20 protein-coding genes and 1 tRNA gene are annotated in these 20,726 nt (G+C 67.3%); 13 read left to right on the top strand and 8 right to left on the bottom strand.

Going from position 1 to position 20,726, the window contains the following annotated elements; translation table 11 throughout:
• Positions 1-115: 115 nt before the first annotated feature.
• Positions 116-188, top strand: a tRNA-Ala gene (locus ACIA8E_RS13990).
• 173 nt (positions 189-361) lie between these two features.
• Here the strand turns inward: ACIA8E_RS13990 and ACIA8E_RS13985 are convergent.
• Positions 362-1,291 (bottom strand): LysR family transcriptional regulator, encoded by a 930-nt coding sequence (locus ACIA8E_RS13985; RefSeq protein ID WP_399297771.1) that lies wholly within the window; start codon positions 1,289-1,291, stop codon positions 362-364.
• Positions 1,292-1,364: 73 nt separating this feature from the next.
• Here ACIA8E_RS13985 and ACIA8E_RS13980 point away from each other — a divergent pair, with 73 nt between their 5' ends.
• Genes ACIA8E_RS13980 through ACIA8E_RS13965 form a run of 4 tightly spaced genes read left to right on the top strand, consistent with a single transcriptional unit; the run spans position 1,365 to position 5,593 of the window.
• Positions 1,365-2,888, top strand: coding sequence for an aminotransferase class I/II-fold pyridoxal phosphate-dependent enzyme (locus tag ACIA8E_RS13980; RefSeq protein ID WP_399297769.1), 1,524 nt, complete (start codon positions 1,365-1,367; stop codon positions 2,886-2,888).
• A 41-nt stretch (positions 2,889-2,929) separates the two neighbouring features.
• Complete coding sequence (locus ACIA8E_RS13975) at positions 2,930-3,874, top strand: ABC transporter substrate-binding protein (protein ID WP_399297767.1); 945 nt, start codon at positions 2,930-2,932, stop codon at positions 3,872-3,874.
• 43 nt (positions 3,875-3,917) lie between these two features.
• Positions 3,918-4,835 (top strand): amino acid ABC transporter permease, encoded by a 918-nt coding sequence (locus ACIA8E_RS13970; protein ID WP_399297765.1) that lies wholly within the window; start codon positions 3,918-3,920, stop codon positions 4,833-4,835.
• Positions 4,832-5,593, top strand: a complete 762-nt coding sequence (locus tag ACIA8E_RS13965; RefSeq protein WP_399297763.1) for an amino acid ABC transporter ATP-binding protein — start codon at positions 4,832-4,834, stop codon at positions 5,591-5,593. The genes ACIA8E_RS13970 and ACIA8E_RS13965 overlap by 4 nt, the downstream gene beginning before the upstream one ends.
• 112 nt (positions 5,594-5,705) lie before the next feature.
• Here ACIA8E_RS13965 and ACIA8E_RS13960 read toward each other — a convergent pair whose 3' ends face one another.
• Together ACIA8E_RS13960 and ACIA8E_RS13955 are read right to left on the bottom strand one after the other, a co-directional pair.
• Positions 5,706-6,581, bottom strand: a complete 876-nt coding sequence (locus ACIA8E_RS13960) for a family 16 glycosylhydrolase (RefSeq protein WP_399297761.1) — start codon at positions 6,579-6,581, stop codon at positions 5,706-5,708.
• A 224-nt stretch (positions 6,582-6,805) separates the two neighbouring features.
• Entirely contained in the window at positions 6,806-7,531 is a 726-nt protein-coding gene (locus ACIA8E_RS13955) for a DUF5324 family protein (RefSeq protein WP_399298137.1), read from the bottom strand.
• 376 nt (positions 7,532-7,907) lie between these two features.
• On the opposite strand from ACIA8E_RS13955, the gene ACIA8E_RS13950 reads away from it, so the two are divergent.
• Entirely contained in the window at positions 7,908-8,435 is a 528-nt protein-coding gene (locus tag ACIA8E_RS13950) for a peptidylprolyl isomerase (protein WP_030972436.1), read from the top strand.
• A 153-nt stretch (positions 8,436-8,588) separates the two neighbouring features.
• The gene (locus ACIA8E_RS13945) at positions 8,589-9,485 is read left to right on the top strand and encodes a rhomboid family intramembrane serine protease (protein ID WP_399297758.1); all 897 of its coding nucleotides are present in this window, start codon (positions 8,589-8,591) and stop codon (positions 9,483-9,485) included.
• A gap of 301 nt (positions 9,486-9,786) precedes the next feature.
• On the opposite strand, the gene crgA is transcribed toward ACIA8E_RS13945, so the two are convergent.
• Positions 9,787-10,041: a cell division protein CrgA gene (gene crgA / locus ACIA8E_RS13940; RefSeq protein WP_030972440.1), complete on the bottom strand. Its 255-nt coding sequence runs from the start codon at positions 10,039-10,041 to the stop codon at positions 9,787-9,789.
• Between the two features lie 136 nt (positions 10,042-10,177).
• Here crgA and ACIA8E_RS13935 point away from each other — a divergent pair, with 136 nt between their 5' ends.
• The 6 genes from ACIA8E_RS13935 to ACIA8E_RS13910 are packed head-to-tail and all read left to right on the top strand — an operon-like array spanning position 10,178 to position 14,689.
• The gene (locus tag ACIA8E_RS13935; RefSeq protein WP_399297756.1) at positions 10,178-10,945 is read left to right on the top strand and encodes a DUF881 domain-containing protein; all 768 of its coding nucleotides are present in this window, start codon (positions 10,178-10,180) and stop codon (positions 10,943-10,945) included.
• 25 nt (positions 10,946-10,970) lie between these two features.
• Positions 10,971-11,696 carry a class E sortase gene (locus ACIA8E_RS13930; RefSeq protein ID WP_399297754.1) on the top strand — a complete coding sequence of 242 codons (726 nt, stop codon included), beginning with the start codon at positions 10,971-10,973 and terminating at the stop codon, positions 11,694-11,696.
• A gap of 56 nt (positions 11,697-11,752) precedes the next feature.
• Positions 11,753-11,935: a hypothetical protein gene (locus tag ACIA8E_RS13925; protein WP_399297752.1), complete on the top strand. Its 183-nt coding sequence runs from the start codon at positions 11,753-11,755 to the stop codon at positions 11,933-11,935.
• The gene (locus ACIA8E_RS13920) at positions 11,932-12,570 is read left to right on the top strand and encodes an aminodeoxychorismate/anthranilate synthase component II (RefSeq protein ID WP_330245481.1); all 639 of its coding nucleotides are present in this window, start codon (positions 11,932-11,934) and stop codon (positions 12,568-12,570) included. The genes ACIA8E_RS13925 and ACIA8E_RS13920 overlap by 4 nt, the downstream gene beginning before the upstream one ends.
• Positions 12,567-13,931, top strand: coding sequence for a class E sortase (locus ACIA8E_RS13915; protein WP_399297750.1), 1,365 nt, complete (start codon positions 12,567-12,569; stop codon positions 13,929-13,931). Before ACIA8E_RS13920 ends, ACIA8E_RS13915 begins: the two co-directional genes overlap by 4 nt.
• A 26-nt stretch (positions 13,932-13,957) precedes the next feature.
• Positions 13,958-14,689, top strand: a complete 732-nt coding sequence (locus tag ACIA8E_RS13910) for a class E sortase (protein WP_399297748.1) — start codon at positions 13,958-13,960, stop codon at positions 14,687-14,689.
• A 155-nt stretch (positions 14,690-14,844) separates the two neighbouring features.
• Here the strand turns inward: ACIA8E_RS13910 and ACIA8E_RS13905 are convergent, their stop codons facing one another.
• The 4 genes from ACIA8E_RS13905 to ACIA8E_RS13890 form a co-directional block, all read right to left on the bottom strand.
• On the bottom strand, positions 14,845-15,384 hold the full coding sequence (locus ACIA8E_RS13905) for a restriction endonuclease (RefSeq protein WP_399297746.1): 540 nt from the start codon (positions 15,382-15,384) through the stop codon (positions 14,845-14,847).
• A gap of 297 nt (positions 15,385-15,681) precedes the next feature.
• Positions 15,682-17,676 (bottom strand): Stk1 family PASTA domain-containing Ser/Thr kinase, encoded by a 1,995-nt coding sequence (gene pknB / locus ACIA8E_RS13900; protein ID WP_399297744.1) that lies wholly within the window; start codon positions 17,674-17,676, stop codon positions 15,682-15,684.
• A gap of 170 nt (positions 17,677-17,846) precedes the next feature.
• A complete protein-coding gene (locus ACIA8E_RS13895) occupies positions 17,847-19,301 on the bottom strand; it encodes a penicillin-binding transpeptidase domain-containing protein (protein WP_399297742.1) in 1,455 nt (484 codons plus the stop codon).
• A complete protein-coding gene (locus ACIA8E_RS13890; RefSeq protein ID WP_399297740.1) occupies positions 19,298-20,716 on the bottom strand; it encodes an FtsW/RodA/SpoVE family cell cycle protein in 1,419 nt (472 codons plus the stop codon). Before ACIA8E_RS13890 ends, ACIA8E_RS13895 begins: the two co-directional genes overlap by 4 nt.
• Positions 20,717-20,726: the final 10 nt, after the last annotated feature.

Here is a 20,726-nt window from a genome sequence, read left to right as displayed (position 1 = left end):
GAGAGTGGTTGCTGACGGGGAGCCCCAATCTTTTTGGAAGTTTCAGGGGGTCACCCGGTACTCTGGTCTGCGGCGGTGACCGAGACGCTGATGCGTCCATTGCTGTCCATTTTTTGGGGCCTTAGCTCAGTTGGTAGAGCGCTGCCTTTGCAAGGCAGATGTCAGGAGTTCGAATCTCCTAGGCTCCACATCTGTAGAGACTCCCCCGGCCTGTGGAAACGCAGGCCGGGGGAGTCTCTGTGTTTCTGACGCCAGCGCCGTGTCAGTGCGGTTCTGCTGTAGCGCCGCCGTATGGCATCCATCGGCGCGCGGGACAAGAGTGAGTCCGCGGCAGCGGGTGACGCGGACCGCACGAGGCCGGCTACGCGAGTCCGGCGTCCGCGTCGCTCCAGCGCCGCTGGATCAGCCTCGCCTGTTCCGTGAGGGCGTCCACCAGCTCGCGAATGCTGCGCGCGGCGGTGGTGCGGAGTACGGCAACGCTGATCTCCCGTGCCAGTGGGGCGCCCTTGAGTTGTCGTACGGCGACGTCCTCGCGCGGGCCGAGGGCGAGCCGGGGGATGAGGGCCACGCCCGCGCCGGCGGCGACAAATCCCTGGACGACTGCGTAGTCGTCCGTACGCAGGGTGTGCACAGGTTCGAAGGAGTGCTGGGCGCAGGCCCAGGACAGGAGGCGGTCGCACGGGTCGCGGGGGTCGGCCGCGCCGATCCAGTCGTCGTCCCTGAGTTCTTCGAGGGTTACGTGTGTCCGGTCGGCGCACCGGTGGTCCTCGGGCAGAACCAGCTGCAGTGGATCGTGCAGCAGTGGATACAGCTCGAAGTCGTCGTCGAGATCGAGTCGGTCACCCGGCTGGGAGAAGACGAGCGCGGCGTGGAGCTCCCGTGCGCGCAGTCCTTGCAGCAGGGTCGGCAGTTCGCCTTCGGTGAGCGAGATGTGCACCCCGGCGTAACGGAGAGCCTTCACCGCGGGCGGCAGCAGCAGTGCGCCGGCCGTGGGGAACGTGCCGATGTGCAGCGTGTGCGCGCCCCGTTCGGCGAGGTCCCGGACTTCCCTCTCGGCGAGTCTCAGCCGTTCGAGCACTGCCTCCGCGTGCGGCAGCAGTGCCACGCCGAGCTCGGTCAGTGCGGCCCCGCGCGGCCCGCGCTGCACGAGACGTGCGTCGAAATGAGACTCGAGCACCGCGAGGTGGTGGCTGATCGTCGGCTGTGTGTAGTGGAGGGCGCGGGCGGCTGCGGCCAGGGAGCCCTCCTGCGCGATCGCCTTCAGTACGTGCAGCTGACGGAGCTCAAGCATATAGACATTATATGGAGGGCTGCAGGGAACTCATGTATTCCTCGATAGCTCGGGGGGTGCGACGCTCACCGGCGTGAACAGCACAACCACCACATCCACTGATGCGCGACGGCCGACCGGATCCGGACAGCACCGTGCTCCGTACGCCGAAGCCCTACGGGCCCACGCACGCCGCAGCTGGGTTCGACTGAACGTCCCCGGACACGCGGCGGACACGCTCAGCTTCGAACCTCTGACCTCCCTCCTGGGGGCCGAGCCGCTCCGCCTGGACTTCCCGCCGCTCCTCGACGGGATCGATCTCGGCGCCAAGGCTCCGCTGCAGGAAGCACTCGCCCTGGCCGCGGACGCCTGGGGCGCCCGGCGTACGTGGTTCCTGACCAACGGCGCCTCGCAGGGCAACCAGATCGCGTCCCTCGTGGCACCGGCACTCGGCCGCGTTCTGGTCGTGCAGCGCAGCGTCCACTCAAGCGTCATCGACGGGCTCGTGCTGTCGGGGCTGGACGCCGCCTTCGTGCAGCCGTCGGTCGACACGGACCAGGGCATCGCTCATGGAGTCACCGCCGGGGACCTGGCCAAGGCCCTCGCCGCGCACCCGGACGCGGCGGCCGCGTACGTCGTCACACCCAGCTACTTCGGCGCGGTCGCCGATGTCCGCGCCCTGGCCGAGACGGCCCACGCCGCAGGCGTTCCACTGATCGTGGACGAGGCGTGGGGCTCGCACTTCGGCTTCCACCCCGGCCTCCCCGACAACGCGCTCTCCCAGGGCGCCGACCTGGTCACGTCCAGCACACACAAGCTGGCGGGCAGCCTCACCCAGTCGGCGATGCTCCATCTCGGCCACGGCCCGTTCACCGACCGCCTGGAGCCGTTCGTGGACCGTGCCTTCCGCATGGTGCAGTCGACGAGCGCGAGTGCGCTGCTGATGGCGTCGCTCGACGTGGCGCGGGCGAGCCTGGTGACCAACCGCGAAGGCGTCGGCGCATCGGTGGAGGCGGCCGAGAGCGCCCGCCGGGTGATCCGGAGACTCGGCCGGTACGCGATCGTCAGCGACACCTTCGAGCTGTTCCCGGACATCGTCGCCGCCGATCCTCTGCGGATCGCCATCGACACCCGCAGTGGCGGCATATCCGGGCACGAAGCACGTCGGCTCCTGGCACGCGACCACCAGATCATGGTGGAGGTGGCGACCGATTCCGCGGTCGTCGCCGTGGTGGGCGCGGGCGCCGTGCCCGACATGGACCGCTTCATCGAAGCCCTCCACTGCCTTCCCACCCCTCTGGTCGGCGTTGGCGAGGGCGACTGGCGCCGCCTGCGGCTGCCGTCTCCCGGCCCGGCCCGGCTCACCGCCCGCGATGCCTTTCTCAGCCCCTCTCGGTCCGTGCCGGCCTCGGATGCGGTCGGCATGATCTCGGCGGACACCCTGGCGGCCTACCCCCCGGGCATCCCCAACGTGCTGCCGGGCGAGGTCATCACGACCGAAGTGATCGATTTCCTCCAGCGCACCGCCACGGCTCCCAGCGGTCATGTACGCGGAGCGCTCGACCCCGCCGTCTCGCGCCTTCGTGTCGTCGACCCCGACGCACGTCTCCCGCACTGAGCCGACTTCCCCTCCCGGTCCGAATCCACGGAGAAAACACCATGACCAGACCACTCGCCGCACGCCGAGCCGTGGCAGCCGTCGCCACGGCAGGACTCCTCTCCCTCCTGGTCGCCTGTGGCAACCAGACGAACGACGAGTCCGACGACTGCGTCCCCGGCGTCACCTCCGCGGCCCCGCTCGCGGACAAGCTGCCCCCGGCGATCCGCGACAAGGGCGTGATCAAGGTCGGATCGGACATTGCGTACCCGCCGGTCGAGTTCAAGGACAGCTCCGGCAAGGTCGTCGGGATCGACCCGGACATCGCGGACGCCCTCGGCAAGCAGCTGGGTGTGAAGTTCGAGTTCGAGAACGGCACCTTCGACGCGCTGATCACCGGTCTGCGCGCGAAGCGGTACGACCTCGCCATGTCGGCCATGACGGATACCAAGGACCGGCAGAACGGCGTCGACCCGGAGACCGGGAAGAAGGTCGGCGAGGGCGTCGACTTCGTCGACTACTTCACCGCCGGTGTCTCGATCTACACCAGGAAGGACGACGACCAGGGCATCAGGACCTGGGCCGACCTGTGCGGCAAGAAGATCGTCGTCCAGCGCGGCACGGTCTCCGAGGACCTTGCCGAGCTCGAGAACGCCAAGTGCGTGAAGGCCAAGAAGGGCAAGATCGCGATCGAGGCCTTCGACAACGACCAGCAGGCCCAGACCCGGCTGCGGTCCGGCGGCACGGACGCCGGGGTGTCCGACTTCCCGGTGGCGGCGTACGCGGCCAAGACCTCGGGCGGCGGGAACGACTTCCGGATCGTCGGCGATCAGGTCGAGGCTGCCCCGTACGGCATCGCCGTCGCCAAGGGCAACACCCAGCTCCGCGAAGCGATTCAGGCCGCGCTCGACGCCGTCATCAAGAACGGCGAGTACAAGAAGATCGTCGCCAAGTGGCGTGTCGAGGCCGGCGCGGTGACCGAGGCAAAGATCAACGGCGGCACATGACCGGCGAAGAAACGTCATCGAGCCGTTGAGAGGCAGCACTCCCATGTCTGTTGAGACCACAGCCCCGCCCGGCGAGCGGGAGGTCATCAGAGCCGTTCCGGTCCGGCACCACGGCCGGTACATCGCCGCCGTCATCGCGATCGCACTGTTCACGGCGATCGTCTACGCCTTCTCACAGGGAAAGATCAACTGGGCCGCCGTCCCCGACTACTTCCTCGACCGCCGTATCCTCGACGGCGTCGGCCAGACCCTGATCCTGACCGTCCTATCGATGGCCATCGGAATCATCGGCGGCATCATCCTCGCGGTCATGCGCCTGTCGAAGAACCCGGTGACCTCATCGATCTCCTGGTTCTACATCTGGTTCTTCCGCGGCACCCCGGTTCTGGTCCAGCTCTTCGTCTGGTTCAACCTCGGCCTCGTCTTCGAGTACATCAACCTCGGCCCGTTCTACAAGGACGAATGGTCCGACTTCATGACGCCGTTCCTCACCGCACTCCTGGGGCTGGGGCTGAACGAAGCGGCATACATGGCCGAGATCTGCCGCGCCGGTCTGCTCTCGGTCGACGAGGGCCAGACCGAGGCCTCCCACGCCCTCGGCATGAGCCACGGCAAGACCCTGCGCCGCGTCGTCATACCCCAGGCCATGCGCGTCATCGTGCCCCCCACGGGCAACGAGGTCATCAACATGCTCAAGACGACCTCCCTGGTAGCCGCGGTGCAGTACGACGAACTCCTTCGTCAGGCCCAGGACATCGGCCAGACCTCCGGTGCGCCGGTGGAGATGCTGTTCCTGGCAGCCGTCTGGTACCTCGTCCTCACCTCGGTCCTCAGCGTCGGCCAGTACTGCCTGGAACGGCACTACGCCCGCGGTTCCAGCCGCAGCCTCCCGCCGACTCCGCTGCAGAAGATCAGAGCCACCCTGCTTTCCGTGCGCCGCCCGAAGGGAGTCACGGCATGACCGCGATGGTGAAGGCGGAGGGCGTCCACAAGTCCTTCGGCCCGATCGAGGTCCTCAAGGGCATCGACCTCGAAGTCGCCCCCCGCGAGGTGTTCTGCCTCATCGGCCCCTCCGGCTCCGGCAAATCGACCTTCCTGCGCTGCATCAACCACCTGGAGAAGATCAACGCAGGCCGCCTCCACGTCGACGGCGACCTCGTCGGTTACCGGCAGAACGGCAACAAGCTCCACGAGCTCAGGGACAGCGAGGTCGCTCTCAAACGCCGTGACATCGGCATGGTCTTCCAGCGCTTCAACCTCTTCCCGCACATGACCGCCCTCGAGAACGTCATGGAAGCCCCCGTCCAGGTCAAGGGTGAAACCAAAGCCGTCGCCCGCGAACGCGCCGGAAAACTGCTGGACCGCGTCGGCCTGGCCGACAAGGCCGGCAACTACCCCTCCCAGCTCTCCGGCGGGCAGCAACAGCGCGTCGCCATCGCCCGCGCCCTGGCGATGGAACCCAAGCTGATGCTCTTCGACGAGCCCACCTCCGCCCTCGACCCCGAACTCGTCGGCGACGTCCTCGACGTCATGCGCGGCCTCGCCGAAGAAGGCATGACCATGGTCGTAGTCACCCACGAAATGGGCTTCGCACGCGAAGCCGGCGACTCCCTCGTCTTCATGGACGACGGCGTGGTGGTCGAAGCCGGCAACCCCCGGGACGTCCTCACCAACCCGCAGCACGACCGCACCAGGACCTTCCTCTCCAAGGTCCTGTGAGCGGACTTCGGCGCATGCCCGTGTGCGAAGAGGCGGTTCGGATTCCGTACCGCCTCTTCCCGCGTGCCCGTCCCACGGGAGTGGCTGTCCGGCCGGGGCCGGCGGCACGGGGCTACTGCCAGACGCGGATGTAGTCGACGTACATCGTGGAATTCGAATCGAGCGGAGCGTTGGCCAGTTGGCCGTCGGCGAACTGCAGACATTCGTGGGAGAGGATCGGGAACTCCCTGACCAGGCTGACGAGCTTCGGGTCGGTGAGGGTGCGGACGACGGCGCCGTCAAAGGTGAACTGGATCCGGGTGGGCGTCCAGCTCATGCCGTAGGTGTGGTACCAGCTGCTGTGCAGTCCGGGCGCACCCACCATCGCGGAGGACGACTTGTGGTCGGCGTCGTAGCCGTCGTAATGAACGGTGACGGGGTACGTGTCGGCCTGGTCGGCGGTCTCCACGATGTCGTACTCGGCACCGTCCGCGGCCGTTCCCAGGACCGAGCCGTGTCCGGCGCTCGCCTGCAGCCAGACCGCGGCGAGATGGCCGTCGGTCGCGTACGACGTGTGGACGCGGGCTTCGAGGGTGCCATGGGTGTAGTCGAATTTGCCCTGGCTGTCGACACGGCCGCCCGCGTACTGCTTGTCCGCGAGCTTGGTGAGGTCGATCGCGAGGTTTCCGCCGTTGTCGGTGATGACGCGCACGTTGCCGGGTCTGTACCACCAGCGGTTCCCGTCGGTACGGGAGGATTCGGTGCGCTCCTGGTCACGGGCGGTCCACTTCGAGGTGTCCAGGGCGGTTCCGGTGAATTCGTCGCTGAACACCAGGGCCTGGGCCGCCCGGGGTCCGGCGCCGAGCGGCTGGACTCCGGCAGGGGTGGCGGGGTCGACGAGGGGTGGTGGCTCCTCGGCACCGGCCGGGGCGATGGCGAGAACCGCGTACGCGGCCAGTGCCGCGCACGTTGCGGGGAGGCGGCGGAGTGCGGTGCGGTGCCGGACCATGGGCTTCTCCTGACACGGACGCCATGCATGGATTGCGATGCACGCGACAAGATCTGTCAGGATGCGCCGGTCCGGAAGGTATGCGGACGGAACTCGGCACAGAAGTCCAACAGCGGAAGCGGAAAGTCCACTCTTCTCCTCTGCCGATGGCTCTCCATGAACAACGCAACGGGCGCCGGAAAACCCCAGGGTTTTCCCGGCGCCCGTTCTGTCGGGCCGGTGGCTCAGCGGCGGTCGTCGAGGTCCGTTCCGTCCACCTCGTCCGTCCCGTCGGGGCCGGCGTCGTCCTGCTTGGCACGGACCTCGGGGTCGAGGACCGTCGGGCCGCTGCCGTCGACCGAGGTCAGCGGTGCGCGGTCGGAGACCTCCGTGGGGGCGGGCGGTTCGACCAGCCAGTCCGGGTTGGCCTGCTTGTCCCACCACCGCCAGGCGGCATAGCTGCCGGCCGCCACCAGGGAGACCACGGCGAAGCCCTTCAGCGCGCGGCCGGCCTTGGCCCGCCTTCTGTGCTTTCTGGCCAGCTGCTGGATCTCCTTCGGCGTGACCTGACCGCGCAGGGCGGCCAGGGCCGCGATGCTGCGGGACGTGGCCTCCTCGGCGACGGGCTGCGCGGCGGCCACCGCGGACCCGACGCGGGGCACGGTGTACTCCGCGGCGTACTTGGTGGCCTGGCGGGTGCGGAGCGCGGCGCGCTGAGCGGCCTCGTCGACCTTGGGCGGCACATGAGAGCGGGCCAGTTCGATATGCGGTGCGAGATATGCGTCGTACTGGACGCGGGCCTGTTGGGCTGCTTTCGACGCCTTCGGCGCGAGCCGCGTACGGGCCTCGTGCGCATAACGTGCGGCCTGGTCCTTGGCCGTTCCGGCGTAGGGCGCCACCACTTCCGCGGCGTGCTGCACGCTCTCCTTCGCCGAGTCGGTTGCGGCGCGCACGCTGTCGATGCGGGTCACGGGATCCTCCTCCTTGGTGGCGGGTAGGTACTCCGCCTTTCCACCCATTTCGAGATCATGCCTGCCGGTGGCCCAAGTGGCATGTGGGGCGGGCATCCGGGTCATGAGCGACGGTCGTGAGGGACGGTCATGAGAGACGTCCTCGGGCAATGCGGTGCAAGGGGAGCTTGCCGACGACAATGCCACGGTTCAGCTCAGTACGCGCCGGTTCGTCACGCGCTTGGCCTCATTTGTTCCTGCGGGAAGCGGCAGGCGAGCGGCGTGAAATCAGGCAAGAAGGTGAGGGATGTCCGTTCGCGGGTGGCGGTCGGGCGACCTGAGGGATGGTCCGTGCGAGGATCGGTGGACGTCAGCGAAGACTTACGGAAGGCAGATCGTGGCCGAGCAGCTTTACGCCACCTTGAAGACCAACCAAGGCGACATCGAGATCCGGCTTCTGCCGAACCACGCGCCCAAGACGGTCAAGAACTTCGTCGAGCTCGCCACGGGCGAGCGCGAGTGGACCCACCCCGCGACCGGCAAGAAGTCCAAGGACCGGCTGTACGACGGCACCGTCTTCCACCGTGTCATCAGCGGCTTCATGATCCAGGGCGGCGACCCGCTGGGCAACGGCACCGGTGGCCCGGGCTACGAGTTCGGTGACGAGTTCCACCCGGACCTCAGCTTCAACAAGCCGTACCTGCTGGCCATGGCCAACGCCGGCCCGGGCACCAACGGCTCGCAGTTCTTCGTGACCGTCTCGCCCACCGCGTGGCTGACCGGCAAGCACACCATTTTCGGTGAAGTGACGGACGAGGCCAGCAAGAAGGTCGTGGACGCCATCGCGGGCACCCAGACCAACGCCCGCACCGACCGTCCGGTGCAGGACGTGGTGATCGAGTCGGTCGTCGTCGAGACCCGATGATCTCCGGTGGTCACCGGATGATCACTCTCTGATTCCTCCGTCGGGAACCAACCGCCCTGCTTGTCCGTACTGCTTACATAGCGGATGAGCAGGGCGGCTTTGTGCGCGCTGCCGCTCACGAGATACCAAGGGGACCAGGAAGTGATGGGACCGATGGACGAGCAGCCGCCCGGCACCCGGGACCAGTCCGGCGCCACCGACGGCCCGCTCGGCTGCTACCGCCACCCGGGCCGTGAGACAGGGATCCGCTGCACCCGCTGCGACCGCCCGATCTGCACCGAATGCATGGTCAGCGCCTCGGTCGGCTTCCAGTGTCCGGACTGCGTCCGCCAGGGATCCGGCACGGGGCACGGACCGGCGGCCAATCAGCCGCGCACCCTCGCCGGCGGCACCGTCGCAGCCGACCCCCGGCTGGTCACCAAGATCCTGCTCGCTCTCAATGTCGCCCTGTTCATCGTGGTGCACGTGAAGTCGGCCCTGCTCCCGGATCTGACGCTGTTCGGCCGGGCCAACCTCTACTACGGCGGCCCGCCGGAGGGTGTTGCCGAGGGCCAGTGGTACCGGCTGGTGACGTCGATGTTCTTGCACCAGGAGGTGTGGCACATCGCGTTCAACATGCTGGGCCTGTGGTGGCTCGGCGGCCCCCTGGAGGCAGCGCTCGGGCGCGCCCGCTACCTCGCGCTCTATCTGCTCTCCGGCCTGGCGGGCAGCGCTCTCACCTACTGGCTCGCAGCACCGAATCAGCCCTCGCTCGGTGCCTCCGGCGCCATCTTCGGCCTGCTGGGCGCCACCGCGGTGCTCATGCGCCGCCTGAACTACGACATGCGGCCGGTTCTCGTGCTCCTCGCGCTGAACCTGCTCTTCACCTTTACCTGGGGCGGAATCGCCTGGCAGGCGCACGTCGGCGGTCTGATCGCGGGCACGGTGATCGCCATCGCCCTGGTGCATGCACCGCGCGGACGGCGTGCACTGGTGCAGTACGGCACCTGTGCGCTGGTCCTGGCGGCGGTGATCCTCATCGTGGTCGCCAGAACGGCCGCGCTGACCTGATCACAGAGTGATCGCAGACCGGCTGACGTCGCCCTTCGTGCAGTTGTCCACAGCCGGGGTGTGATCTTGTGCATTTCTGTGGGTACAACTGTGCCCCTTGTCGCTGAGCTGGGTTTTTCCAGTCCGGACAAGGGGCGTGCCACCCCTTGATGGGGGAGGCTGCAGTCACACCGGCGTCAACATCCAAGGAGTTATCCACAGATCGTCTGACCTTTTCCCCCACCTGTGGATAACGCTGTGGGTAACTCAGGGCAAGGGTTGCACTACCGGGGTCAGCTGTGGTGCCAGGTACGAGGTGGAGCTACTTCCACTGTGTGGAGACGCCGAAGCCGCCGGCGATGAAGCCGAAGCCGACGACGATGTTCCAGTTCCCGAGCGCGTCGACCGGCAGATCGCCGTCGGTCACGTAGAAAACGACGATCCAGGCCAGACCGATCAGGAAGAACGCCAGCATCACCGGCGCCACCCAACTGCGGTTGGTCAGCTTTATGTTGGTTGCCTGCTTCGCCGGAGGCGGCGTGAAGTCGGCCTTCTTGCGGATACGTGACTTCGGCACGAGGAACTCTCCTGTCGATGCGCTGCGTGACCGCGCAGGGAACTATGGCTGGCGCCGGGGCGCGAGGGGGAATGCTGCCTCCCCCGGGCGTCCGTTAGCGTAGTGCTTCCGTGGCGCCGAAGGAGATAAGGGTACGTTGAGCAATTCTGCCGACTCTCCCCAAGGGCCGGTCCGGCGCCCCCTCAGGCACCCGGTCCGGGTGCTCACCGCTGCCGTCTTCGCCCTCGCCGGACTGATCTTCGTCACCAGTGCCAACACGGCCAAGGGCACCAACATCCGCACCGACTCCTCGCTGCTGAAGCTCTCCGACCTGATCCAGCAGCGCAGCGGGAAGAACGCGGCGCTCGACGACTCCAACGCATCCCTGCGTGACGACATCGACTCCCTCGCCCAGCGCGACGACGGCAGCACGAAGGCGGAGGACGCCAGGCTCAAGGCGCTGGAGCGGGAGGCAGGCACCGCGAAGCTCTCCGGCCGGGCCATTGCCGTCACCCTCGACGACGCCCCGCCGGACGCCACCGCGAAGCCCGGCTACCCCGACCCGCAACCCAATGACCTGGTCATTCACCAGCAGGATCTGCAGGCGGTCGTCAACGCTCTCTGGCAGGGTGGGGCCCGCGGTATCCGGGTCATGGACCAGCGGCTGATCTCCACCAGTGCCGTGCGCTGCGTCGGCAACACCCTGATCCTGCAGGGCCGGGTCTACTCACCCCCGTACAAGATCACCGCGGTCGGTGACCCGGACAGCCTCAAGAAGGCCCTCGACAACTCCCCGGCGATCCAGAACTACCTGCTGTACGTGAAGGCGTACGGGCTGGGCTGGAAAGTCGACGAGCGCGAGGCGGTGACTCTTCCCGGCTACTCGGGCACAGTGGATCTCCACTATGCGAAGCCGGTGAAGTAGCGAGCAGTTCCGGGGAGGCCGACCGGTGTCGGTGCGACTGATCGTCAGGACGTTCAGCGAACTGTGCATCACCGTTGGCGCCCTGATCATCCTCTTTGTGGTCTACGTGCTGTTCTGGACCGGAGTGAAGGCCGCAGGCGCTACCGAGGGGCAGATCGACGGCCTTCAGGACCGGTGGGCTCGCGGGGCCGTGTCCGCACCCGCGTCGGCCGCGTCGCCCTCGCCCACCGCCGATGCGCCCGCTTCCACCGCGTCCGCGCCGCCCACACCCGCCGCGTACCCGGACGGGAAGGCGTTCGCGATGCTGTACATCCCCCGCCTCGGCAGGGGCTGGGAGTGGCCCATCCTGGAGAACACCAAGGTCAGAACGTTACAGAAGGGCCTCGGTCACTACCGGGGAACCGCCTCCCCCGGCGCGACGGGCAACTTCGCCGTGGCCGGACACCGACGCACGTACGGGGATCCCTTCAAGGATTTCCCGAAGCTGCGTGCCGGTGACGCGGTGATCGTGACGGACGGCACGACATGGTTCACGTACCGCATCGACAAGAAGCCCTACCGGACCGTGCCGAGCGACACCGGTGTGATCGACCCCGTCCCCCGCAAGTCCGGCTTCGACGGCCCCGGACGCTATCTGACGCTGACGACCTGCGACCCCGAATGGGGCAGCAGCCACCGGCTGATCGCCTGGGCGCACCTCGACGCGACCCAGCCTGTGACCGACGGCAGACCCGCAGCTTTCCACAGCTGACCCACGCCCCGGCCCCGGCCCTTTAGTCTGGTCCCGTACCGAATGGAGGGGACAGCATGTACGGCTGGATCTGGAAGCATCTGCCGGGCAATGTGTGGGTGCGCGGGCTCATCTCGCTCGTCCTGGCGCTCGCCGTCGTCTATGTGCTTTTCCAGTACGTCTTCCCGTGGGCCGAGCCGCTGCTTCCGTTCGGGGACGTGACGGTCGACGGCACGAGCGGAAGGGGGGCCGGCCAGTGAGCGCCCGCATCCTTGTCGTCGACAACTACGACAGTTTTGTCTTCAACCTCGTTCAGTACCTCTACCAGCTCGGCGCCCAGTGCGAAGTGCTGCGCAACGACGAGGTGACCACGGACCATGCCCAGGACGGCTTCGACGGTGTCCTGCTCTCGCCCGGCCCCGGCACCCCCGAGCAGGCCGGAGTCTGCGTCGACATGGTGCGCCACTGTGCTGCGACCGGCGTTCCGGTCTTCGGTGTCTGCCTCGGCATGCAGTCGATGGCCGTGGCGTACGGCGGTGTGGTGGACCGGGCCCCGGAGCTGCTGCACGGCAAGACGTCGCCGGTGACCCACGAGGGCAAGGGAGTCTTCGCCGGACTGCCGTCCCCGTTCACCGCGACCCGCTACCACTCGCTCGCCGCCGAACCGGACACGATCCCGCAGGAGTTGGAGGTCACGGCGCGCACGGCCGACGGCATCATCATGGGCCTGCGCCACCGGGATCTGGCGGTGGAGGGCGTGCAGTTCCATCCGGAGTCGGTGCTGACGGAGTACGGCCATCTGATGCTGGCCAACTGGCTGACGCAGTGCGGTGATGCGGGCGCTGTCGCGAGGTCGGTGGGGCTCGCGCCAGTGGTGGGCAAGGCCGTCGCGTGACCGCACTCCGTCCCGAGCACGACCCCGGACAGGACGGCCCGTACGAGCAACATGCGTACGAGCCCACGGGCGCGTTCGAGGCGGCAGTCGACCAGTTGGCGGATCCGCTGAACGATCCGCTGCCGGGGCAGCACGCCTCGCCGTGGTTCCCGGCGGAGAACCCTCCGGCGGAGGGGGCGGCCACCGGGGTGGCGCAGGACGGGCAGGCGCAGGCGTCACAAGGGGCTCAAGAGCCCCAGGGGGCGCCGCGCGAGTGGTACGACCCCGAGGGGTACGAACGGGACTGGTACGGGCAGCAGGAGCCCGTCACGGCGTCTTCGCCTCAGCCGCTCCCCCTCCACGAAGAGACGGTCGGTCTGCGGACGGCCGACACCCGGCACATGGCCGATCGTGCGGTGACTCCACCCGAACCCGCGCTGCGACCGGAGGCGGAGCCGCGGTACGCGCCCGAGCACGCACCGGAGCCCGACGCGGACAGCACGGTGGCCACTGGCTCCCACCCGGAACCGGCCGAACACGGACCGCGGACGGACCCGCCTGCCGGCGGCCGCGCCGAGCGTCGGCGCGCCGCCAAGGGGCGCGGCCGTCGACGCGCCGACCCGCGGCCGGAAGCCCGGTCGGAATCGACGGCGCCGGACGGGAGACCGCTGACGCGCGTCGAGGCGAGGCGCGCCGCCCGCGCGGCCAAGGACAGCCCCGCCGTCGTCGCCAGCAGGGTCGTCGGCGAGCTGTTCATCTCGCTCGGTGTGCTGATGCTGCTGTTCGTCACGTACCAGCTGTGGTGGACGAATGTGCGCGCGGAACAGATCGCGGGCAACGAGACGCACAAGATCCAGGACGACTGGGCAAAGGGCGACCGCAAGCCCGGAGCGTTCGAGCCGGGGCAGGGCTTCGCCATCATCCACATCCCGAAACTCGACGTGGTCGCGCCGATCGCCGAGGGCACCAGCAAGGAGAAGGTCCTCGACCGCGGGATGGTCGGTCACTACGGCGACGGCGCGCTCCGTACGGCGATGCCGTCGGCCGCGCAGGGCAACTTCGCGCTGGCCGGTCACCGCAACACGCACGGCGAACCGTTCCGCTACATCAACCGGCTGAGCAAGGGTGACCCGATCGTGGTCGAGACACAGGACGCGTACTACACGTACGAGATGACCAGCGTCCTTCCGCAGACGTCGCCGTCCAACGTCTCGGTGATCGGACCGGTGCCACCCGGATCGGGTTTCACAAAGCCCGGCCGCTACATCACTCTGACGACCTGTACGCCCGAATTCACGAGTACATACCGGTTGATCGTCTGGGGCAAGATGGTCGACGAACGGCCGCGCAGCAAGGGGAAGCCCGACGCGCTCGTCGGCTGAACATCATCACAACAGGGACGGGTGCGGTGGCAGCGAGGACCCAGCAGCAGGAAGAACAGACCGACGAGTCCGCGCCCCCGGTGCGGAGCAGGGACCGTCATCCCGTGGCGACCGCGGTCAGTGTCTTCGGTGAGCTGCTGATCACTGCGGGCCTGGTGCTGGGCCTGTTCGTCGTCTACTCCCTGTGGTGGACCAATGTGCTCGCCGACCGCGAGGCCGCGAAGCAGGGCCACACCGTCCGCGACCACTGGGCCGACGGGCCCGGCGCTCTCGACACCAAGGACGGCATCGGCTTCCTGCACGTACCCGCGATGAAGAACGGCGAGGTGCTGGTCAAGAAGGGCACCGACACCAAGAACCTCAACGACGGCATCGCCGGCTATTACTCGGACCCGGTGAAGTCGGCTCTCCCCTGGGACAAGCAGGGCAACTTCACGCTGGCGGCGCACCGCGACGGGCACGGGGCGAAGTTCCACAACATCGACAAGGTGAAGACGGGGGACGCGGTCGTCTTCGAGACCAAGGACACCTGGTACGTCTACAAGGTCTTCAAGGAGCTCCCCGAGACCTCGAAGTACAACGTCAAGGTGCTCCAGCCGGTCCCGAAGGAAGCGGGCGTGAAGAAGCCCGGCCGCTACATCACGCTGACGACGTGCACGCCGGTCTATACGTCGAGGTACCGGTACATCGTGTGGGGCGAGCTGGTGCGGACGGAGAAGGTCGACAAGGACCGTACGAAGCCGGCGGAGCTGCGATAGCGTGACAGGCTGTCACGCCAAGCTCCGATCCGGAGGGACACACTGTCTCTCCTCCGGGAGCGACATGCTGTCACTCTCGCACGAACGAACTGGGCCCGAAGCCGCAACCATCTCTTGCGGCTTCGGGCCCTTTCGCGTCTACCGGTTGCTGACGGCTACCGCAGGATCGGGAGAGTTACTCCGGCGCTCCACTTTTCGAGGTGGGCGCGGTCGACGAGGGTGATGCCGTAGGTCTCGGCAATGGTGCGTGCGTCGGGTGCGAAGGAGGTCGTGGCGACGAAGAGAGCCACATCGGCCCCGTGCTGGACGAAAGAGGCGCCGAGGAACTTGTGCAGCTCGCCGCTCCACACCGGACGGTAGGGCGCAAAGCTCTTGCACTGCACGACGATGCTGCGGCCGTCTGCGGTCACTGCTGTGACATCCACGCCTCGGTCGCCGGGGCCGCCGTGCACCACGACGTCCGTGCAGCCGTCGCGGCGGAGCAGTACGGCGATGTGGTGCTCGAACTCCCGCCAGTTCATGGCGTCGATGGAGGCCATGATTCCGGTATACGGGCGCGGGCCCTGGGCGTGCTCAAGGTGTCTCAGCCGGTGGTGGTGGTTGCAGAGCTTCCGCTCGATCTTCTCGACGTCGTCCCGGAGCGATATCAGCTCCTTGCGGTGCTCACCGGAGGCCTCTATGAGGGCGTTGAACATGGGGACGATGGTCCTTCCGTTCGCTCCACGATGCTTGCTCGTAGAGACCTCGACTCCAGCAGTACTGCATCGTTGATCACGTTCATGTCCTTTCGGCTCGTCTCGGATGCCGGTGCGAGATGGGTGAGGTCTGATCCCCACGCCACCCCAACGGTCCAACGGGTCGGGACATATGAAGACACGATCGGTTTGCGACTGCATGTGCGGTATGCCGGGCAGGAGGCATCGCGGCAGGTACCGCAAAGGGCCCCGGTCACCTTTGAGGTGCCGAGGCCCGATGAGTGGTGCGGTTCGGGGTCAGTCCTGTGAGCCGGACGGGCCGCCGAAGACGTTCCCGTTCCCGTTCCCGTTGCCGGGCATGGTCTGAATGTTGACCGCGCTGTTCTTGGCGACCGTCTCGCCAGTATTCGGCTGGGAGATCACGATCCGCGCATTGTCATCCGTCGGGCCGTTGACCTGGCCGAGCTGCAGTCCGGCCTGGGCGAGCATTGCCTTGGCCTCCGCGAGTGTCCTGCCCTGCAGGTTCGGGACCGTTGTCTGCTCCGGCTGCGCTGGGCCCTTGGAGACCTTCAGGACGATCGGGGTGTCCAGCGGCTTCTTGCCGTCCGTCGGCGAAGGGGTCTGGTCGATGACCTCACCGGCCGGCTTCTGCGAGTCGACGGGGGTTTGTGAAACGTTCTGGAAGCCCGCACCGTTGAGCTGGGTCACCGCCTCGTCGTACGACCTGCCGATCACATTGGGAATGTTTTGGGTCTTCTCCCTGGCGACCGTGATCTTGACCTCGGACTCCGGCTCGGCCTTCGTGCCGCCCTTGGGGTCCTGGTCGAGTACGGTGCCGGGTTGCGCGTCGGAGGACTCGGACGCGACGACCGTCACCTTGAAGCCCTTCTCCTCCAGGTTCTTACGGGCGCTCTCCTCGGACTTCTCCGTGACGTCAGGGACCTCGACCTTTGGTGCACCGGTGGAGACGACGACCGTGACGGTTTCGTTTTCCCGCATCTGGCGGCCGTCCTTGGGGGTCTGGCTGCAGATCTTGCCCTTGGGCTGGTCCGCGCAGGGTTCCTTGGAGCCGACCTTGAGGATGACGCCGGCGTTCGTCGCGAGATCCTTCGCCTCGTCCACGGTCGACCCGACCATGTTCGGTACGTCGACCTTGCCGTTGTCGCTGTTGTCGCCGTTGAAGACGGCTCTGCCGATCAGGATCGCGCCGATCAGCACCAGAATGCCCGCGGCGATCAGCAGGATCGTCGAGGTGTTGCTCTTCTTCTGGCGTCGGCGGTCGGGGCGGTCGTCGTATCCGTAGCCGCCGTCGTCCGGGTTGACCGGGGGCAGCATGGAGGTCTGGGCGCCGTGCTGGTCGGCAGCGCGCAGCGCGGTGGTCGGCTGGTCCTGCCCGTACCCGTCGTAGCCGCCGTAGCCGGCCGCGCCCATCGCCGCAGTGGCGGCGACCGGACGGCCGTCGAGGCAGGCCTCGATGTCGGCGCGCATCTCGTCGGCCGACTGATAGCGATAGTCGGGGTCCTTGACCAAGGCCTTCAACACGATCGCGTCCATTTCGGGCGTGATCTCGGGGTCGAAGTTGCTGGGGGCCTGCGGCTCTTCCCGTACGTGCTGGTAGGCAACCGCGACGGGTGAGTCGCCGATGAACGGCGGCCGGACCGTCAGCAACTCGTAGAGCAGGCAGCCGGTCGAGTACAGGTCGGAACGCGCGTCGACCTGCTCGCCCTTGGCCTGCTCCGGGGAGAGGTACTGGGCGGTGCCGATGACGGCCGACGTCTGGGTCATCGTCATGCCGGAGTCACCCATGGCACGGGCGATACCGAAGTCCATGACCTTGACCTGGCCGGTGCGCGTCAGCATGACGTTCGCCGGTTTGATGTCGCGGTGGACGATGCCTGCCCGGTGCGAGTACTCCAGCGCCTGGAGGATCCCGACCGTCATTTCGAGGGTGCGCTCGGGCAGCAGTTTGCGGCCGGAGTGCAGAAGTTCTCTGAGCGTCGACCCGTCGACGTACTCCATCACGATGTACGGGATGGAGACCCCGTCGACGTAGTCCTCGCCGGTGTCGTAGACGGCAACGATCGCCGGGTGATTGAGCGAGGCGGCGGACTGGGCCTCACGGCGGAACCGGGCCTGGAAGGACGGGTCGCGGGCGAGATCGGTCCGCAGCGTCTTCACAGCGACGGTGCGGCCGAGCCGGGTGTCGTGAGCGAGGTAGACCTCGGCCATGCCACCACGGCCGAGCACCGAGCCCAGCTCGTACCGGCCGCCGAGGCGACGCGGCTCTTCCATAACTGTTCCAGCCCTCTCCGTCAGTCCCGACCACACCGGTGTGTGGTCCGGCGGTGTGCTGCTCGCGCATACGCTACCGGCCACGCACTACCTGATCGGCCCAGAGCCGTCACCTGATATCTGACCGGTATCCCAATGTGCAGATATGGCGCCCCATGTGATGGGCGTCACTACTTGTTGTCGATGACCGCCTTCATCACATCCCGGGCGATCGGAGCAGCGAGGCCGCCACCGGAGACGTCGTCCCTGTTGGCCTGGCTGTCCTCGACCACTACGGCCACTGCGACCGGGGAGCCACTGTCGGTCTTCGCATACGAGATGAACCAGGCGTACGGCTTCTCGCTGTTGTTGAGACCGTGCTGGGCGGTACCGGTCTTGCCGCCGACAGTGACGCCGTCGATGAGGGCGTTGGTTCCCGTGCCGCTCTTGACGACGGTCTCCATCATTTGCTGGAGCTTCTGCGCGTTCTCACCTGAGAGGGGCTGGCTGAGCTGCTCCTTCTCGTGGGTGTAGATGGCGTCGAGGTTAGGAGCCTGCCGCTCGGCGACCATGTACGGCTGCATGAGCTTGCCGTCGTTGGCGACCGCAGCGGCGACCATGGCCATCTGCAGCGGAGTGGCGCGGTTGGACGCCTGGCCGATACCTGCCATGGCGTTCTGCGGCCGGTTGTCCTTCGGGTAGATGCTCGCGTCGGCGCGGACCGGGGTGAAGATCTCCTTGTTGAAGCCGAACTTGCCGGCCTCGTCCATCATCTTCTGGTTGCCCAGGTCATCGCTGATCTTGCCGAAGACGGTGTTGCAGGACATCCGCAGCGCTTCCCGGAGCGAGGCGTTCTCGCACGGGATGTTGCCCTCGTTCTGCAGGACGGTGCTCACCTGCGGGAGCCGGTAAGGCAGCGGGGAACGCGTCTTGCCGTCGATGTCGGTGTAGAGGCCGTTCTCCAGGGCCGCGGCGGCGGTGACGACCTTGAAGGTCGAGCCGGGCGGGTAGGTCTCGCGCAATGCCCGGTTGAGCATCGGCTTGTCCTTGTCCTTCAGGAGCTTCTGCCAGGCCTTGGTGTCCGTGTCGGAGTTGCCCGCGAAAGTCGAGGGGTCGTACGAGGGGGTGCTGGCGAGGGCCAGGATGGCGCCGGTCTGCGGGTCGAGCGCGGCGACGGCACCCTTCTTGTCGCCCAGCCCCTGGAAGGCGGCCTTCTGGGCGGCTGCGTTGAGGGTGGTGACGACGTTGCCGCCCTGCTTCTTCTCGCCCGTGAACATCGACAGGGTGCGGTCGAAGAAGAGCTGGTCGTCGTTGCCGGTGAGGATGCCGTCCTCAAGGCTTTCGAGCTGCGAGGCGTCGAACGCCTGCGACGAGTACCCCGTGACGGGCGCCCACATGGGGCCGTTCTTCCAGGCCCGCTTGTACTTGAAGTCGCTGCCCTTGGTCTCGACCGAGCCGGTCACGGGGTTGCCGTCGACGATGATGTTGCCGCGCTCATGGGCGTACCGCTCGATGCGGACGCGGCGGTTCTCGTCGCGGGTGTTCAGCTCGTCGGCGCGGACGTACTGGAGGTAGTTGGTCCGCACGAGCAGGGCGAGGATGAGGACGCCACAGAAGATCGCGATCCGGCGCAGGGGCTTGTTCACGGTCGGACCACCTGGGTCATCTCGGCATCGGAGGAAGGAGCGGGGGCCGGTGCGGGGCGGCGTGCGGTGTCGCTGATCCGGATCAGGATGCCGATCAGAGCCCAGTTGGCGATCACGGACGAACCACCGGCGGCGAGGAACGGCATCGTCATACCGGTCAGCGGGATGAGCCCCATGACACCGCCGGCGACGACGAAGACCTGGATCGCGAAGGCGCCGGAGAGGCCGATCGCGAGGAGTTTGCCGAACGGGTCGCGGGCGGCGAGTGCGGTGCGCACACCGCGCTCGACGATCAGACCGTAGATCAGCAGGACGGCCATCATTCCGGCGAGGCCGAGCTCTTCGCCGACGGTGGAGAGGACGAAGTCGGCGTTGGCGGCGAAGCCGATCAGGTCGGAGTTGCCCTGGCCCCAGCCGGTGCCGAGGGTGCCGCCGGAACCGAAGGACATGATGGCGTTGGCGATCTGCTCGCAGGCGCCGCTCGTGTCGGTCGTGTAGCACGCGAACGGGTCCATCCAGGCGTTCACACGGGACTGGACGTGCGGTTCAAAGGTGGCAACGCCGACCGCGCCGGCTGCGGACATCAGCAGACCGAAAACGATCCAGCTGGTCCGCTCCGTGGCGACGTACAGCATGATCACGAACAGGCCGAAGAACAGCAGAGACGTACCGAGGTCGGTCTCGAAGACCAGGATCAGGATCGACAGCCCCCAGATCACGAGGATCGGTCCGAGATCACGGCCGCGGGGCAGGTACAGGCCCATGAAGCGGCGGCTGGCGAGGGCCAGGGCATCGCGCTTCACCATCAGATAGCCGGAGAAGAACACCGCGATGATGATCTTGGCGAACTCGCCGGGCTGGATGGAGAACGGGCCGAGGCTGATCCAGATCTTGGCGCCGTTCACCGCCGGGAAGAACATCGGCAGGATCAGCAGTACCAGTGCCACGGCCATGGAGATGTACGTGTAGCGCTGCAGGATGCGGTGGTCCTTGAGCACCATCAGTACGACGACGAACAGGGCGACGCCGATCGCGGAGTACATCAGCTGCTTGGGCGCGTCGGGGCTGAAGGCGCCGAAGAGCGTCTTGGCCCGCTGGATCAGCCGAGGTGACTGGTCCAGTCGCCAGATCAGCACCAGCCCCAGCCCGTTGAGCAGGGTCGCCAGTGGCAGCAGCAGCGGATCCGCGTACGGGGCGAACTTGCGCACCACGAGGTGGGCGACGCCGCCGAGCAGGATCAGGCCGAGGCCGTATCCGAGCATGCCGGAGGGCAGATCGCCGTCCATGGCAAGGCCCACATTGGCGTACGCGAATACCGAGATGCCGATGGCGAAAGCCATCAGGCCCAGCTCGGTGTTGCGACGGCTCGGCGCGTCGATCGCGCCGATCGTGGTCGTATTGGTGACAACGCTCATGGTGCTGAAG

Source organism: Streptomyces sp. NPDC051664, assembly GCF_044453545.1.
Lineage (GTDB): Bacteria > Actinomycetota > Actinomycetes > Streptomycetales > Streptomycetaceae > Streptomyces.
The sequence above is the reverse complement of the archived record's forward strand: the minus strand, read 5'-3'. Positions and strand labels throughout refer to the sequence as shown.